This window comes from Kocuria sp. SM24M-10 (genome assembly GCF_001027955.1).
GTDB classification, from domain to species: Bacteria; Actinomycetota; Actinomycetes; order Actinomycetales; family Micrococcaceae; genus Kocuria; species Kocuria oceani.
Genome location: NZ_LDNX01000120.1, coordinates 21,245 through 34,505, shown reverse-complemented (window position 1 = coordinate 34,505; position 13,261 = coordinate 21,245). Strand labels below are relative to the sequence as shown.

The window sequence follows — 13,261 nt, the reverse complement described above, 5'->3', positions numbered from 1 at the left end:
GAGGCACGGGCACGAGAAGCTGAAGGACTCCGCTCATGACCGGTGCCCCTGCCGCTCTGGTCCTCGGCGAGGCCTCGGGCGCGAATCCGATCCTCCCCACGCACTGGGAGTGCACTGCGCTGCTGGCCGGCGGAGTGCTGATCGCGCTGGTCGCCGTCGCGGTGGTCTCTCTGTCACAGGACCGTCACTACACCGCGGTCCAGCGATTGCTGTGGGTGCTCGTCATCATGGCGGCCCCAGTCCTCGGCCCGCTCCTGTGGCTGGCCGTCGGCCGGCGCCGCGCACCCGAGCCACGGAGGGGCTGACGACATGACGACAGAACGCAGCCACGATGGGACCGCCTCATCCGCGACCTCAGTTCCGCCTCGCACGCGACCTCGCTACTGGGTGCTGCAGGTGCTGCTGCGCGTGGTCCCGGTCGTCGTCGTGCTGCAGGGGAGCTTCGAAGTGCTGCTGCGCAACAACTGGTTCGTCACCGACTCCCCGTACATGCCCGGACTCGTGGCCGCGATGCTCGCCTTCGTGCCGGCGGGCATCTGGGCGGTGGTCGACGGATATCGGTACGTGCCCACGCCGCAGGTGGTCGCCCTGTGGGCTGCGGCGGGAGCCATGGTGGCGGTCGTGAACCTGGTCTACGGCTACATGATGGGTCTGTGGGGGATGGTGTTGGACCTTCCGCTGGGCGATCTGGCGCAGATGGTGGAGCCGCTTTTCGTGCATGCGGTGATGTACGCCGCGCCTGCCGCCCTGCTTGCCCTGCTGGGCGCCGGCCTGTATCGCTACCGCGAGTCGCACGCCTCCTCCTAGACCAGCGGCTCGGAGCCCCGCCGCGCCTTCTTCCGAGCCTTCCGCCTGTCGTGCCACCGCGTCCCGAGGACCGAGCCGACGACCAGCCCGATCGCCAGCAGCATGTTGTCGGTGCGCACGGCATGCCAGATGAGGAACGCGAGCAGGAACGGCTATGCGATCAGTGCCAGGAGCCCCTGCCGTTCGGCCCGGCGCACTGAAGCTGACCGCCGGGCTCGGTGCCGCGGGACGCGCGAGCTCATCGGTCCGGCCTGCGTTGTCCCTTGGCCAGTCTCAGCACGCCCGCCGCCATCATGAGGGCACCAGCGACCATGACTCACCCGTACCAGTCGCCTTCGATTGCCCGAGCGATCCCGGCGATCAGCATGACCCCAGCGAAGATCGCGTAGAACCAACGCATCCGTCGCGCCACCGCTCGTACCTCCCCGTTCCGCCGTGCTCGCATCCTGGCACGCCGACCCCCGCCCCGTCGTTCCCCTCATGTTCCTCTGCCGAGCCGAGTCGGCCGGCCGGTAGCGTCAGCGCTATGGACGAGACTGCCCAGCGCACCGATGCGGTGCCCGTGCCGACGGGCTGGCATCTCCTCATGCGCACGTTGGCGGCCACCATGCTCACGGCGGTCGGCCTCCTACTGGCCGTGTGGTGGTTGCTGGACCCGTCCAAGGAGATCCGCGCACCGTGGTTGTCCGTGGCGATCGCCGCCCTTGTCGCTGTGCCGTTGGCGGCGCATCACCTCGTCAAGGCGCCACGTCCGCGACGGGACAAGAGCGTGAACCCGCAACGGGTCAAAGCGCTGCTCGAGACCTCCGAGCGCACCGGCTGACGACATGAAGCAGGAGGCGCCGTGTTCAAGGGAAGAGCTCCGATCAGCGGGGCCATCGCGATCGCCTGCGGCGTCCTCTTCGTCGCCGCAGTGGTCCTCGCGCTGATCTGCATGATGTCGTGGTTCACAGCGGCCAACTAGCTGCTCACCTTCGTCATCACCGTGCTCACCTGGCGGCGCTTTCGGACCAGCGACCTCGAGTACCGCCGGCGCATGGAGCGCCTGGACCAGCGACTGCGCGCCGAGCAGTAGACCGCCGCCGTCGCGCGGGCCTGCACACCGCCGGCCGCACCGGCTGACGATCCGGCCGCACATCTCGCTGGACGCCCCCCGGCTACCGTGGAACCCATGCCCCGACGCACCATCCCCGCTCCCCCACGGCTGCACGACCTCCACCTGCCCGAGCTCGCCGACGGCACGAGCACCACGATCCACCCGTACGGTAGCTACGAGGCGCTGGCCTTCACCGGCGACGACCTCACCGGGGTCGACCTCTCCGACATCGGCTTCAGCGACTGCTCCTTCACCGCGCTGAACACCCACGAGCTGGAACTCACCAGCACCCGGATCTCCGACTCGCTGCTCGCCCGGCTGGACATCCCCACCGTCGCAGCCGCCTACGCCCGATTCCGGAACACCGTGCTCGAGCACTCCCGGCTCGGGGTGCTGCAGTGCATCGAAGGCACCTGGGACGCCGTCCACGTCCGCGGCGCCAAACTCGGCTACCTCAGCCTGCGCGGAGCCACCGTGCGCGACGTGCTCTTCACCGACTGCGTCATCGGCGAGCTGGATCTGACCGGCGCCCGGGTCGAACGGCTGGCGTTCACCGACTCCGAGCTCAGCACCCTGGACGTCTCCGGGGCGACCCTGCGCGACGTCGACCTGCGCAGGCTCGACCTACCGGAGATCACCGGCCTGAGCCACCTGCGCGGGGCGATGATCGACCATCTCCAGCTCCAGCAGCTGGCCCCTCAGCTGGCCGCGCACCTGGGCATCGACGTCGAGGACTGAGCACACGCTCGGTGGCCGGTCGGTCGGCCCCGGTCTTGGCCCTGACCCAACCAGTCGTCCTGGCCGTCACCGACGTAACCCGGCAGCACCGCGTCCTCGGCGACCTCCAGCCGAACACGGTAGACCAGCAGACGGTGCTCTGCCGAGCACCCCGGCAGCTGGGTGCCGGCGCCGGGGACCGCGTCGAGCCCCACGGCCACTTCGTTGCTGGGCCGCACGGTGAGTTCACCCGGGTGCGGTCCCTCGTCGAAGGCGTAGTGCAGCCCCTGGATGGTGCGCACGGTGCCGGTCACCGGCAGGTGCGGCACATGCTCGGGCGTCTCGCCGTGGTGCTCCTCGCGGTAGCGCCGCACCGTGCCGGCGTCCTTGATCGGGGCTCGGGCCACCAGCTTCCAGGTGACGGTCGCCCCGATCCGGAACGGGTCTCCGCAGCAGTGCTGCTCCCACTCACTGAGCTCCACCTCGATCATCATGGAGTCAACCTAGCGCCGCGTCAGGCAGCATCCGCCCTGGCCGCTGCCGGTGCCTCCGGGCCATACCCCGCCGACATGCCCGCTCGTCCGCGCCACGGCCGGCGCGGGGCAGCGAGACTCCGAGTCGTCGTTCCGTCGCGAGGCAGCGGCCGACGTGCCGGGACGAAGCACGTCAAGCCGCAATTCGCGTGGGCCGGTATCGCAGGGCGACCGCCCCCGACCGGAACTCATGGCGGTCCACGAGCTCGAGCTGGACGCGCTCGCGCAGACCGGCGAGCAACGTCGGCCCGTGCCCGGCAAGGACCGGCTGCACCAGGAACTCGTACTCGTCGATCAGTCCCAGATCCGCCAACGCCGTCGGGAGCGTCACGCCACCCACCCACAGGCCGTTGCCCGACTCCTGCTTGAGCCGCTGAACCGCTTGCCCCAGGTCGCCCTGCACAAGCTCGGCGTTCCAGTCGACCCCGCTCAGCGTGCTCGACACGACGTACTTCTTCACCCGGTCGATGGCCTCGGCGAAGGGGGTCTCCCACTCGTCCATCCAGTCGGGCCACGGGCCCGTGGCCGGCTTCCGCCACGCCGACTCCATCATCTCGTAGGTCACCCGGCCGAACAGCAGGGCATCGGCTCGCTCCATCTCAGCGGTCCAGTAGCGCATCGACTCCGCGTCCGGGGGGAGCCCCGCCTCGTGATGACAGCAGCCGTCGAGCGTGACGTTGATCGAGTATCGAAGTGGTCTCATCTCGTTGTCCTCCCTTGTTGTGGTGCCGGCTCGGCTGCCTCAGCGGCCGGCCTGCTCCGTGCCGCACCCCGTTCCTCGGCGAGGTGATCGCACTTCCGCTGGATCGCCCCGGCCACCCGGTAGGACTTCGCGGCCGAGACGACCACCGACGTCGACCCGGTGCTGATGAGCACGCTGGGCCCGCCCGTCAGGTAGCCGGTGGCCCGGTCGTCCAGGCGGCGCCGGCCGATGCGCCACCACTCGGTGCGCGGCCCGACGGCCGCCGCGGTGATGTCCTCGTAGGGGATCCTCGCCTTGTGCAAGCCGAGCCGGATGTCCACGGCGTCGTCCTCCAGTCGAATGACGACCGATCTGTGCAGAGCGATCGAGTACGCCGTGAAGCCGATGAAGAACACCGGTCCGGTCGTCAGAAGATACGGCCCGTCCGGTACGAGCGCGGACGCGACCATGATCAGCGCGAAGAACACGACGGCGATCGCGACCCGGATCCGCCACGACTGGAACGTGACGAACTGCGGTGTCTCCTCATCGGCATGATCGGTCATGCCTCATGATCGCCGACCGCGCAGGCCGGGGATAGACCCGGCGCCCGGTAGGGCAGGTGACCGGGAGTGACTCGGCCGCTGCTGTTGATGCTTCGGGATGCGGACACGGGCAAGCCCGGATGGCCGGGCGCTCGCGCCAACGGGCGTACCGTGGAGAGATGAGGAGCCCAGGGATGTTGTCCATGGTGATTGCCGTGCTCCTGGCCGTCGCCGGAGCGTCGATCATCACGCTCACCGACCTGCCGTGGCGGGGTGTGGTCGGCTGGAGCATCCTGCTGCTGGGCTTGGTGGTGCTCATCGTCTCGGCAGCGCGGAGGCGTTCCCGCCCGTAGCTTCACTGGCGCGTGTGCGGCCTCGCTGCACGACTGTCGGCGGCGCCCCGGCGCGTGCCGGTGATGGATTCGGTCAACCGGTCTGGATCTGCAGCCGCGGGGTGAGCCGCACCCATCCTTCCGGTGTCTGCCCGGGCAGACCGGCGGCCGCGAAGTCCGTCGAGACGCCCAGCTGTCCGCTGGTGCCGACGCGCCCACCCGGCGAGCACCCGGCCACCCAGTCATCTGCTGCCTACGGCTCCAAGGTGATCAGGCAGTCGCCCTCCTCGCCCGAGACGACGTAGAACTCGACGCCCTCGTGGGTGGCCAGCAACCGGGAGCTGTCCGCGTCCCAGGCACGGTCGGCGGTGTCGATCGTCGCGGGCAGCCGGTCGTGCTCGGCCTGCTCCCCGGTGTACAGGTCGGACGAACCCGGTGAGCACCCGGCGAGGGTAAGCACGGCTGCTGCCGCCTGCACCGCGGCGATGCGCCTGGTCTTCATGCGTTGCTCCTTCGCGTCGGCACCCCGGACGTCCGCGGTGAGCGCCCTGGGTCACGTCGGCATCGCCAACCTCGAGGTGCGGGTCACCGCCCCGCCCTGTTGGAGGATATCCGCGCGCTCGCCCACCGTGCCTACGAGTACGCCTGAGCGGTGTGGAGCTCCACGGCGTGCCCGCCGGCCGGCACACCGTGGCCGGTGCAGTGCCCGCGACGGCCTCGACCCGGTTCACAGCGACCGCGTCGTCGATCGCTGAAGCGAGCTGAGCGGCACCAACCTCGACAGATTTCGACGGCCCTGTATCAGTCCCACGATCAATCCGCATCATCTGTGTGCACAGACGTGACCGAGGTGTGCAGCCCACCTCGACGGGGCGGAGAGGCGTAAGCACTACGCCGCACCGACATTTCCTCCGATGAGCACCTCCCGCACGCGGCCAACCGGGTGATCATCCGCAGCCCCGCCGACGTCGCGCACACGCTGAAGGATGAGCTCGGGACTCGGAGCGACCTCTCGAACCGATGGTGAACCGGCGGGCAGCCCTGGCCGCCTGCGACGACGAGGACGAACTCGCGGAGTTCGAGACTCAGGACGCCCGATCCGGTCCATCCGTCTCGGCCGACACCCCGGTGCCCCGCCCCGGAGCCCGCAGGGCGTCGGCGACGCGAGCGGTCAGGTGAGCCCCAGCTGCTGGAGGAAGCCCATCATGTCCAGGAAGCGGTGTTCCTCGACGATCAGACCGTTGTCGTCCTCCCGGCTGAAGACCGCCATGGGCACCGACACTCTTCTGCCCGTCGGTGGCACCTCTCCTGATGGGGTCGCCATGGGTCCGGTGTGGGTTCCGACGAACTGGAAGCGGGACACTGCAGAGGCCCCGTCCACGAGCAGCTCCTCCAGTTGGAGCATCATGTCCGGCATCGCAGTGAACCACTGCTGGATCTCCCGCTGGATCGCCGCCTGGCCGCGCACCGGCTCCGGTGCGGTCGAGGTGTACATGATCGCGTCGGCACCGTAGAAACGGACGTACGCGGTGTCGTCATGGGCGTTGAGGGCGTGGAAGATCCGGTCCACCTTTCCCCGCCGGTCCTGTCCGGCACCGGGCACGGGCCCGACGACGGATGTGTGGGTGTCACTCATGATCCCCTCCGTTCGCAGTGCCACTTCTCTCAGAAGTGCCGTGCTTCGACGCTAGGCACCACCACAGGTTCACCCCAAGTGCTCGGCGTGGATCGTCGCGGGCCTGTGACCTACGACGACTTCATGACCTCGAGCGAGGCGACGAACCCCCTGGCGCTCCACGACGGAGCCCGAGGCATGAGCATTCGCAGCACCGATCCTGAGGGGCAGTCGTCCGGGAGGGGGCCTCGGTCGTCGTTCCGGTCGGCACCGACCGGAGTTGAGCGCTACTCCTCGTCCTGGCGGTCGCGCTCGTAGGTCCGCACCTGCCACCCCAACCAGTCGAGCACCGGACGCCCGATGAGGACGGCGACGGCCGCCAGCAGGATCCAGATCGGGAACACCCCGCGGGAGACCCAGATGATCCACATGCCCAGCGCCACGACCGCCGTCCCGGCGCAGACGCCCAGCACCACGCCCCTCATCGGGGCTCCGTCGGGCCGGGAGTCGATCTCTTGTCGCGCCTGCGGACCGCCCACCCGGAGACGGAGACGTCCATCGAGGCCGGACCGGAAAACTGCGCCCAGGCGGCCGACCCGCCGCTGCGGACCGCGCACCACAACGTCGCGATCGTGCACAGTCCGAGCGCTCCCAGCAGGATCCACGTCCGCGACGGCATGCCCTACTCCTGACGCTCGGAGGGTTGACGCTGGGCCCGTCTGGACAAGGTGGCCTCCCGGATCGCCGTCGTGGTCCTCGCATCGCGCCACGAAGCGCCCGGGGTGTTCTGACCCCTCATCCGTGGGCGGGTGCCGGCGGCATCGCACGGCAGGCGTGGGGTAAGGGCCATGCGCCCACCTGCCACGGCGGGGCCGTGCCGCAGACAACGTTCGACGCCCGTACCCGCCGACCGTGTGTACCGTCGTTCCCATCGAACGGCGCCCGGTCACTGCGCCGGTGGTCGGGAACGTGCCCGTATCGACGACGTCACCGGTGCTGTTTCGATGCCGCGGAAGGTGGGGTGCAGGGCGTGAGCGTCGATGCCGACAAGGCGTTTGAAGTGTTCGACGACTGCGGACACGCCCTGGTGCAGACACCGCCATGGCGCGGGTCCGTACCACCCGGAGTCACACGACCTAACGACGCCTCAGGCGCTCAGCCGGCCGCAGCCCCGCCAGGAGTCAGGAGAGGACGACCCGCTCCTGAAGAAGCTTGCCGCCCAGGGGGATCCATTGCGGTGACGTGCCGAGTTCTGCTGCCCTCCCGTCAGCTCTGCGGCCTATGGCCGGAGGAGCACACATCGCCCCCGTGCCGATTCGGTGTCGGGCTCGGAGGAGGAACGGCGAATCGGCCGGTTCCCGCGAGGTGCTGCGGGCAGTGTGTGCCCCCAGTCAGACTCGAACTGACACTGAGCGGATTTTAAGTCCGCTGCCTCTGCCGATTGGGCTATGGGGGCCGGTGTCGCCCTCTCGGGCGCCGCACCACCCTATCTGGTCACGACGCCGGACGGAGCGACGCCACCCGTCCGGATCGAGTATTCTTCGACGGTGGTCGAGCAGCCGGCCGCGTCGTCGTCGAACACGCAGGAGGCTGCCGCCGTGCACCACCCATCCCTCGCATCCACCGCCCGGCGGTCCCTGGAGGAAACGTGCCCCGAGCACGCCGCGGGAATCCGGTGGGCGGCATGAGCGGCGACCCAGCGGTGCCGGGTGACCCGGCACCCAGCACCTACCTGCCGCCGGAGGCGGCGTTCCCCGCGGATCTGACCGAGCTCGCCGAGACGGAGCTGCACGTGCTCCACAGCAAGGTCTCCCGCCAGCTCGAGCAGGAGTACCTCACCGTCCCGGACGGGGCCCATCCCCTCACCCTGGAGCGGTGCCAGGAGATCACCGTGGAGCTCGACGCCCGGGAGATCAGCGCCGCCCGCAGCGTCCCGGACGCGCTCCGGCCTCAGTCGTCGTAGGTGTCCGCGAGCTGCCGCCGCTGGTGCTCCCGCCGGCTGTAGGTGGCCTCGCGGATGGCCTCGTCGCTGTCGAAGTTCGAGCCCAGGGCTCCGGCGAGGGTGCCCAGGGACGCGGCCAGCCAGGACAGGTGCACGTAGTCCAGGACGCCGACGGGATGGCCGAGCTGGCTCTGGAGGTAGTCGGCCTCGATCACCGCCAGGGACACGGCGAAGAGCAGCGACCACAGCACCGCGTACATCATGGCCACGCTCAGCCACACGGTGATGACGGTGGAGGCGTTGTCGGACCCGGCCCGCCAGGGCTCGTCGGTGTCCCTGCTCCGGTTCCACAGGCTGTTGTGGAAGATGAGCCATCCGCTGAGCGCTCCGGTGACCACCACGCTGATCATGGCCAGCCGCGCCGGGTGCAGGGCGTCGGACATGTTCCAGATGGAGGCGTAGAAGATGCCGAAGGCGCCGGTGGCCGCGGCGGCGGCCACGCAACTGGCCAGCGCGGGGAGGAGCCGTCCGGGGCGGTTGCTCAGCACCATGCCCGCCAGCAGCCGCAGTCGATTCGCCCGTCCGGGCAGCACGATGTAGGACACGTCCTTGTCGCCGTCCGGCAGCACGCAGCGGACCTGGCCGTGCCCGAGCGCCTCCACGACCTCGGTCGCGGAGGGACACTGCGCGGTGCCCTCCTGCAGGGCGTCGACCAGTGCGGCGAGCAGCCGGCGCGCCTTCTGCGAGAAGTGGTCGAGGCCCAGGGTCGGCAGGGAGACGAGCGCCGCGGCCGCCTCGGCGCTGAGCTCGCACACCATCGGGGCCCCGCCGTGGGAGCGGGGCAGGTCCGTCAGGTAGACCACGACGTCCCAGCCGTAGCGCTCCCGCAGCTCCTCCGCCCGGTCCAGCAGGGGGATGGCGCCCTCCTCGGTCAGCGGCAGCGTCTCGCGGCTGACCTCGATCTCCCAGGAGACGTCCGGACCGGAGCGCTCCGACAGCACCCCGGGCAGGTCCTCCGCGACCCGCCGCGCCACCTTCTCCGGCAGGCCGGGATCGGCCATGATCCCCACCGTCGTCGTCCGCATCGTCGTCCTCTCTCGTCGCGCGCCCGGCTCCGTCCACCGTCCACCGTCGTCCGGACTACCGGGCGGGTCGGGCGCACCGGGGCGCATCGGCAGGGCACCGCGGCGCCCGAGGACCTTCCGTTCTGCTCCGAGCCTAGTCGCCGGTGACCGGTCCGGGACGGGCACCGCGCACGACCCGGGGCAGGACGCCGAGCTGCGGCGGCTCGCGGGCCGGCTGTCCGGCGTTGTGCGGGCAGGCCGCTGGTGACGACCGCCGCGCGATGCCTAGGCTGAGGAGCGGTCCAGCAGACGGCCGACGGAATGCATGCGAAGAAGGATGCTCCCATGGACCAGCGGGCTCCCGGATGGTTGGCCGCCTGAACCGGTCGGCGCGCTGTCCGGGGCGCGCCCCGCCCGGTGCGCGCTCGTCCTGGTGGGCGAGGTGCCTGTTCAGGCCGCGAGTCCGGACGCCGCGTCCCGGCCGCGGTGCCCGCGGTGCAGTGCGGGGCGGTGCTCGGGCAGCGGATCCGGGAGCACGAGCTCCACCGGGCCGATCTGCTCGAGCATGGCGTCCTCGTCGAGTGACCAGCGCAGCAGGTCCACCGCGGAGGCCTCCACGTGGTCGGCGCAGGTCAGATCGACCGAGACGTTCGCCGGCGGGAACAGGGTGCGCGCCCGGAGGACGAGCGGACGCACGGCCTGGTGGTTGTGCTCGGTCAGGCATCCGCTGACGACCAGGCGCACGGCGGCGCCCTGCCGGTCGACCTGGACGAGGACGGAGACGTGGTGGTCCATGGGTGCACCCTTCTTCGCGTGCGGTGGCCGCGAGACGGTGTTCCGCGGTCGCGTCAGCCTAGGGAACGCAGCGCCCGCCCACAAGGAGATGTGCGCTTCGCGGACCATCCCCTCCCGCCCGTGCCGGGCCCGGGAACGGCTCGACCCCGCCGCCGGCCGGTGCCGGAGCGGGGTCGAGCGGGTCGGACGGTGGTGTCAGAGGCTGGCCTTGCTGGCGGCCGGGGCGGTGCCGGTGGCCTCCTGGAAGTTCAGCCGGGGCTCGCGCGCGTTCCGGATCGGCGCGGTGTCGCGGCCGAACACGGCGTTCAGCACGTACTCGGAGAACACCCGGGCCTTGCGCTCCACGGTGGGGATCGCGTAGCCGTGGTAGAGGCGGTGCATCATCCACGCCGGGAAGCCGGAGAACTCGACCCCGTTGCCCTTGATGCCGGGCAGGTTCTTGATGCTGGCCACGCCCTTGTAGAGGCCGAGGCCGGCCACTGCGCCGAGGTTCTCGTGGTAGTAGTCCTCCAGCGGCTTGCCCGCGCGGGCGGCCAGGACGTTCTTGGCCAGGACGCGGGCCTGGCGCACGGCGTGCTGGGCGTTCGGCACGCAGAACCCGCCGACGCCGCCGCCGGTCAGGTCCGGGACGGCCGCGACGTCTCCGGCGGCCCAGGCACCCTCGAGGGGCCCGTCGTCGCCGGTGATCCGCAGGTCGGCCCCGGCGCGCACGCGCCCGCGCTGGTCCAGCGGGAAGTCGGTGTTCTTCACCAGGGGGTTGGCCTGCACGCCGGCGGTCCAGACGAGGGTGTCCGTGTCGATCTCGCCGGCCGGGGACTTGTCCTGCATGTTGATCAGCTTCAGGTGCTTGTCCACGGCGGAGTCGAGGGAGGTGTTGAGCAGCACCTCGATGCCGCGGCTGCGCAGGTGGGCCACGACCTTCTCGGCCCGCTCCTCGGAGACCTCCGGCATGATCCGGCCCATGGCCTCGATCAGCACGAAGCGCAGATCGGAGGGCTGCAGGCGGTCGTTGCGCTCCACGGCGCTGCGGGCCATGTCCTCGATCTCGGCGAGGCCCTCCGTGCCGGCGTACCCGCCGCCGACGACGACGAAGGTCAGCGCGCGGCGGCGCTCGTCCTCGTCGGAGGTCAGGGAGGCGTACTCGATGCGCTCGAGGACCCAGTCGCGCAGCCCGACGGCCTCCTCGATGGACTTCAGGCCGATGCCGTTCTCGGCGAGGCCCTCGATCGGGAAGGCGCGGGTGACGGACCCGCCAGAGATCACGATCTCGTCGTAGGCGAGCTCGAAGGTCTCGCCCTCGTCGACGCCCTGGACGGTCGCGGTGCGGTTGGCGTGGTCGACGCCGATCACGCGCCCGCCGATGAGCTCGCAGTCGCGCAGGTGCTGACGGTGCGGGACCACGGCGTGGCGCCCCTCGATGTTGCCGGCGGCCACCTCCGGGAGGAAGGGCAAGTAGGTCATGTACGGGTTGGGGTCGACGACGGTCACGACCCCGCCGGAGTCCTTGATCCGCTTCTGCAGTTCCTGCGCCACGGTGAAGCCGACGTAGCCTCCGCCGACGATCAGAAGGCGCGGACGATCCTTGGCCAGTTGAGTGAAAGACATGCCCCCGAGTCTACTCAGAAAGCTGTCGGCCCCGGATCCCCGGCGGAAGCCCCGCCACCGTGTCCGGGATCGGGCGGGACACCGGCTCAGGCTCCGCCGTCCGCGTCCTCGCGCACGATGCGGCGGATGTGCACCGCGGCGCCGGCGGTCAGGCCCAGGACGAGCAGACCGAATCCTGTGAGCACCACCACGGGCAGCAGGCCCGTCTCGTCGATCGGGGCGACCGGTTCGGGCGGGGCGACCTCGGCCTCGACCTCCTCGGTGACCGGTGCGGAGCTCTCCGAGGGCGTGGCCCCGGGGGTCGCCCGGGAGCTCGGCCGGTGCACCTGCACCCACTGCCGCATGCTGCCCAGCGGGTTCGCCTCGACCTCGGGGACGTCCTCGGTCAGCGCGGCCTCGACGTCGAGCACCCCGTAGCCGTAGAGCGGGTCCTTGCCCGGGGCCCCGGTGTCCCGGGCGGTGGAGATGATCCGGTTGGCGACCTGGGCGGAGCTCATCTCGGGCCACTTCGCCTTGATGAGGGCGGCGGTGCCCGCGACCACGGGCGCGGACGCGGAGGTCCCCGCCCAGGAGGCGTAGCGGTCCCCGGGGATGGCGCCCACCATGTCCTCGGAGGGGCCGGCGACGGCGATGGAGATGCCCTGGGAGGAGGACTCCCAGCTCGCCTCACCGGTGCGGCCCACGCCGCCCACCGTGAGCACCCCGGGGATGGTGGCCGGGGCGCCCACCTGGACGAGCCCGGATCCCCGGTTGCCCGCGGAGGCGACGATCAGGACGTCCTTCTCCTCGGCGTAGAGGAAGGCCTCGTCCCAGCTCTCGGGCCAGGAGGTGGTGTTGGAGCCCACGGACATGTTGATGACGTCCGCGCCCTGGTCCACGGCCCACCGGACGGCGTCCGGGAGCTGCTCGTCCACGCTGCGGACCTCGGAGGTCTCGCCGCCCAGCCACGTGGACACGGCGAGCACCTCGGCGTCGGGGGCCACGCCGACCACGCCGGCGGGTTGGCCGGGTCCGGCGTCGTCGCGCCCGCCCGGGGCCACGTGGCCGCGGCCCGCGGCCACGGAGGCCACGAGGGTCCCGTGCTCGGGCTCCGTGCCGAGGCCCTTCTGGCCGTCGTCGGCGCCCCCGCCCGAGACGTCGGTGCCGCCGACGACGGCGCCCTCCAGGTCCTGGTGGGTACCGTCCACCCCCGTGTCGATGACCGCGATCCGGGCGCCCTCCCCCGTCGACTCCTTCCAGGCCTCGCGCACCCCGTACTCGTCCAGCCAGTACTGCAGGGAGCGGATGCCGTCCTCGGCGATCCGCGAGGTGTCCGGGGCGGGGCTCTCGCCGGGCGCCGCGGTGACGGGGTCCTCGATCGGGATGCTGGGGGCCGGGGCGGGCGGCCGGGCGTGGGCCGGCCCCGCCACGGCGGTGCCGGCCACGGCGCACACGGCCGCCGCTGCCGTCCACCGCACGGGCACGCGGGGGCGCGGAGCGCGGCGACGCACGGGGGTGGAGGCCATGGGTCCTTCCGGGTCGGGGCCGG

General features: G+C 71.1%; 18 protein-coding genes and 1 tRNA gene. 7 read left to right on the top strand and 12 right to left on the bottom strand.

Annotated elements, in window-relative coordinates:
• Window positions 1–35: 35 nt before the first annotated feature.
• Both ABL57_RS13780 and ABL57_RS13775 read left to right on the top strand, forming a co-directional pair.
• On the top strand, window positions 36–305 hold the full coding sequence (locus ABL57_RS13780; RefSeq protein WP_047804048.1) for a PLD nuclease N-terminal domain-containing protein: 270 nt from the start codon (window positions 36–38) through the stop codon (window positions 303–305).
• Between the two features lie 82 nt (window positions 306–387).
• On the top strand, window positions 388–807 hold the full coding sequence (locus ABL57_RS13775) for a hypothetical protein (protein ID WP_047804047.1): 420 nt from the start codon (window positions 388–390) through the stop codon (window positions 805–807).
• Here ABL57_RS13775 and ABL57_RS23330 read toward each other — a convergent pair.
• Window positions 804–926 (bottom strand): hypothetical protein, encoded by a 123-nt coding sequence (locus ABL57_RS23330; RefSeq protein ID WP_256363817.1) that lies wholly within the window; start codon window positions 924–926, stop codon window positions 804–806. The two genes, ABL57_RS13775 and ABL57_RS23330, sit on opposite strands and share 4 nt — an antisense overlap.
• A gap of 407 nt (window positions 927–1,333) precedes the next feature.
• Between ABL57_RS23330 and ABL57_RS13770 the strand changes: the two genes are divergently transcribed.
• Together ABL57_RS13770 and ABL57_RS13765 are read left to right on the top strand one after the other, a co-directional pair.
• Window positions 1,334–1,630, top strand: coding sequence for a hypothetical protein (locus tag ABL57_RS13770; RefSeq protein ID WP_047804046.1), 297 nt, complete (start codon window positions 1,334–1,336; stop codon window positions 1,628–1,630).
• A 348-nt stretch (window positions 1,631–1,978) separates the two neighbouring features.
• The gene (locus ABL57_RS13765; RefSeq protein ID WP_053004972.1) at window positions 1,979–2,641 is read left to right on the top strand and encodes a pentapeptide repeat-containing protein; all 663 of its coding nucleotides are present in this window, start codon (window positions 1,979–1,981) and stop codon (window positions 2,639–2,641) included.
• Here the strand turns inward: ABL57_RS13765 and ABL57_RS13760 are convergent.
• From ABL57_RS13760 to ABL57_RS20820, 3 genes are all read right to left on the bottom strand, one after another.
• On the bottom strand, window positions 2,602–3,114 hold the full coding sequence (locus ABL57_RS13760; RefSeq protein WP_047804045.1) for a DUF6578 domain-containing protein: 513 nt from the start codon (window positions 3,112–3,114) through the stop codon (window positions 2,602–2,604). The genes ABL57_RS13765 and ABL57_RS13760 overlap by 40 nt on opposite strands.
• Window positions 3,115–3,286: 172 nt before the next feature.
• Window positions 3,287–3,856: a dihydrofolate reductase family protein gene (locus ABL57_RS13755; RefSeq protein WP_047804044.1), complete on the bottom strand. Its 570-nt coding sequence runs from the start codon at window positions 3,854–3,856 to the stop codon at window positions 3,287–3,289.
• Window positions 3,853–4,401: a hypothetical protein gene (locus tag ABL57_RS20820; RefSeq protein WP_053004971.1), complete on the bottom strand. Its 549-nt coding sequence runs from the start codon at window positions 4,399–4,401 to the stop codon at window positions 3,853–3,855. Before ABL57_RS20820 ends, ABL57_RS13755 begins: the two co-directional genes overlap by 4 nt.
• A 173-nt stretch (window positions 4,402–4,574) precedes the next feature.
• Between ABL57_RS20820 and ABL57_RS22405 the strand changes: the two genes are divergently transcribed.
• Window positions 4,575–4,733: a hypothetical protein gene (locus ABL57_RS22405; protein ID WP_160310800.1), complete on the top strand. Its 159-nt coding sequence runs from the start codon at window positions 4,575–4,577 to the stop codon at window positions 4,731–4,733.
• Between the two features lie 232 nt (window positions 4,734–4,965).
• On the opposite strand, the gene ABL57_RS13745 is transcribed toward ABL57_RS22405, so the two are convergent.
• The 3 genes from ABL57_RS13745 to ABL57_RS13735 all read right to left on the bottom strand — a co-directional run bounded on the left by ABL57_RS13745 (window position 4,966) and on the right by ABL57_RS13735 (window position 6,812).
• Complete coding sequence (locus tag ABL57_RS13745) at window positions 4,966–5,214, bottom strand: hypothetical protein (RefSeq protein ID WP_047804043.1); 249 nt, start codon at window positions 5,212–5,214, stop codon at window positions 4,966–4,968.
• Between the two features lie 669 nt (window positions 5,215–5,883).
• The gene (locus tag ABL57_RS20815) at window positions 5,884–6,348 is read right to left on the bottom strand and encodes an ester cyclase (protein ID WP_053004970.1); all 465 of its coding nucleotides are present in this window, start codon (window positions 6,346–6,348) and stop codon (window positions 5,884–5,886) included.
• A gap of 266 nt (window positions 6,349–6,614) precedes the next feature.
• Window positions 6,615–6,812, bottom strand: a complete 198-nt coding sequence (locus tag ABL57_RS13735) for a hypothetical protein (RefSeq protein ID WP_047804042.1) — start codon at window positions 6,810–6,812, stop codon at window positions 6,615–6,617.
• Window positions 6,813–6,842: 30 nt separating this feature from the next.
• Here ABL57_RS13735 and ABL57_RS22400 point away from each other — a divergent pair, with 30 nt between their 5' ends.
• Window positions 6,843–7,019, top strand: coding sequence for a hypothetical protein (locus ABL57_RS22400; RefSeq protein WP_160310799.1), 177 nt, complete (start codon window positions 6,843–6,845; stop codon window positions 7,017–7,019).
• Between the two features lie 690 nt (window positions 7,020–7,709).
• On the opposite strand, the gene ABL57_RS13730 is transcribed toward ABL57_RS22400, so the two are convergent.
• Window positions 7,710–7,783, bottom strand: a tRNA-Leu gene (locus ABL57_RS13730).
• Window positions 7,784–8,011: 228 nt separating this feature from the next.
• On the opposite strand from ABL57_RS13730, the gene ABL57_RS13725 reads away from it, so the two are divergent.
• Window positions 8,012–8,290: a hypothetical protein gene (locus ABL57_RS13725; protein ID WP_075872844.1), complete on the top strand. Its 279-nt coding sequence runs from the start codon at window positions 8,012–8,014 to the stop codon at window positions 8,288–8,290.
• Here the strand turns inward: ABL57_RS13725 and ABL57_RS13720 are convergent.
• The 4 genes from ABL57_RS13720 to ABL57_RS13705 all read right to left on the bottom strand — a co-directional run bounded on the left by ABL57_RS13720 (window position 8,278) and on the right by ABL57_RS13705 (window position 13,238).
• Window positions 8,278–9,354: a hypothetical protein gene (locus ABL57_RS13720; RefSeq protein ID WP_047804040.1), complete on the bottom strand. Its 1,077-nt coding sequence runs from the start codon at window positions 9,352–9,354 to the stop codon at window positions 8,278–8,280. The two genes, ABL57_RS13725 and ABL57_RS13720, sit on opposite strands and share 13 nt — an antisense overlap.
• Window positions 9,355–9,783: 429 nt before the next feature.
• Entirely contained in the window at window positions 9,784–10,128 is a 345-nt protein-coding gene (locus ABL57_RS13715) for a hypothetical protein (RefSeq protein ID WP_047804039.1), read from the bottom strand.
• Window positions 10,129–10,323: 195 nt separating this feature from the next.
• Entirely contained in the window at window positions 10,324–11,733 is a 1,410-nt protein-coding gene (locus ABL57_RS13710) for an NAD(P)/FAD-dependent oxidoreductase (protein WP_047804038.1), read from the bottom strand.
• Between the two features lie 86 nt (window positions 11,734–11,819).
• Window positions 11,820–13,238 (bottom strand): S8 family serine peptidase, encoded by a 1,419-nt coding sequence (locus tag ABL57_RS13705; protein WP_047804037.1) that lies wholly within the window; start codon window positions 13,236–13,238, stop codon window positions 11,820–11,822.
• Between the last annotated feature and the right edge of the window lie 23 nt (window positions 13,239–13,261).

Excerpts from the sequence above, each read along its gene's own strand:
- ABL57_RS13780 (WP_047804048.1), top strand. The coding sequence starts at position 36 with ATGACCGGTGCCCCTGCCGCTCTGGTCCTCGGCGAGGCCTCGGGCGCG.
- ABL57_RS13770 (WP_047804046.1), top strand. The coding sequence starts at position 1,334 with ATGGACGAGACTGCCCAGCGCACCGATGCGGTGCCCGTGCCGACGGGC.
- ABL57_RS13765 (WP_053004972.1), top strand. The coding sequence starts at position 1,979 with ATGCCCCGACGCACCATCCCCGCTCCCCCACGGCTGCACGACCTCCAC.
- ABL57_RS13760 (WP_047804045.1), bottom strand. The coding sequence starts at position 3,114 with ATGATGATCGAGGTGGAGCTCAGTGAGTGGGAGCAGCACTGCTGCGGA.
- ABL57_RS13755 (WP_047804044.1), bottom strand. The coding sequence starts at position 3,856 with ATGAGACCACTTCGATACTCGATCAACGTCACGCTCGACGGCTGCTGT.
- ABL57_RS20820 (WP_053004971.1), bottom strand. The coding sequence starts at position 4,401 with ATGACCGATCATGCCGATGAGGAGACACCGCAGTTCGTCACGTTCCAG.
- ABL57_RS22405 (WP_160310800.1), top strand. The coding sequence starts at position 4,575 with ATGTTGTCCATGGTGATTGCCGTGCTCCTGGCCGTCGCCGGAGCGTCG.
- ABL57_RS13745 (WP_047804043.1), bottom strand. The coding sequence starts at position 5,214 with ATGAAGACCAGGCGCATCGCCGCGGTGCAGGCGGCAGCAGCCGTGCTT.
- ABL57_RS20815 (WP_053004970.1), bottom strand. The coding sequence starts at position 6,348 with ATGAGTGACACCCACACATCCGTCGTCGGGCCCGTGCCCGGTGCCGGA.
- ABL57_RS13735 (WP_047804042.1), bottom strand. The coding sequence starts at position 6,812 with ATGAGGGGCGTGGTGCTGGGCGTCTGCGCCGGGACGGCGGTCGTGGCG.
- ABL57_RS13725 (WP_075872844.1), top strand. The coding sequence starts at position 8,012 with ATGAGCGGCGACCCAGCGGTGCCGGGTGACCCGGCACCCAGCACCTAC.
- ABL57_RS13720 (WP_047804040.1), bottom strand. The coding sequence starts at position 9,354 with ATGCGGACGACGACGGTGGGGATCATGGCCGATCCCGGCCTGCCGGAG.
- ABL57_RS13715 (WP_047804039.1), bottom strand. The coding sequence starts at position 10,128 with ATGGACCACCACGTCTCCGTCCTCGTCCAGGTCGACCGGCAGGGCGCC.
- ABL57_RS13710 (WP_047804038.1), bottom strand. The coding sequence starts at position 11,733 with ATGTCTTTCACTCAACTGGCCAAGGATCGTCCGCGCCTTCTGATCGTC.
- ABL57_RS13705 (WP_047804037.1), bottom strand. The coding sequence starts at position 13,238 with ATGGCCTCCACCCCCGTGCGTCGCCGCGCTCCGCGCCCCCGCGTGCCC.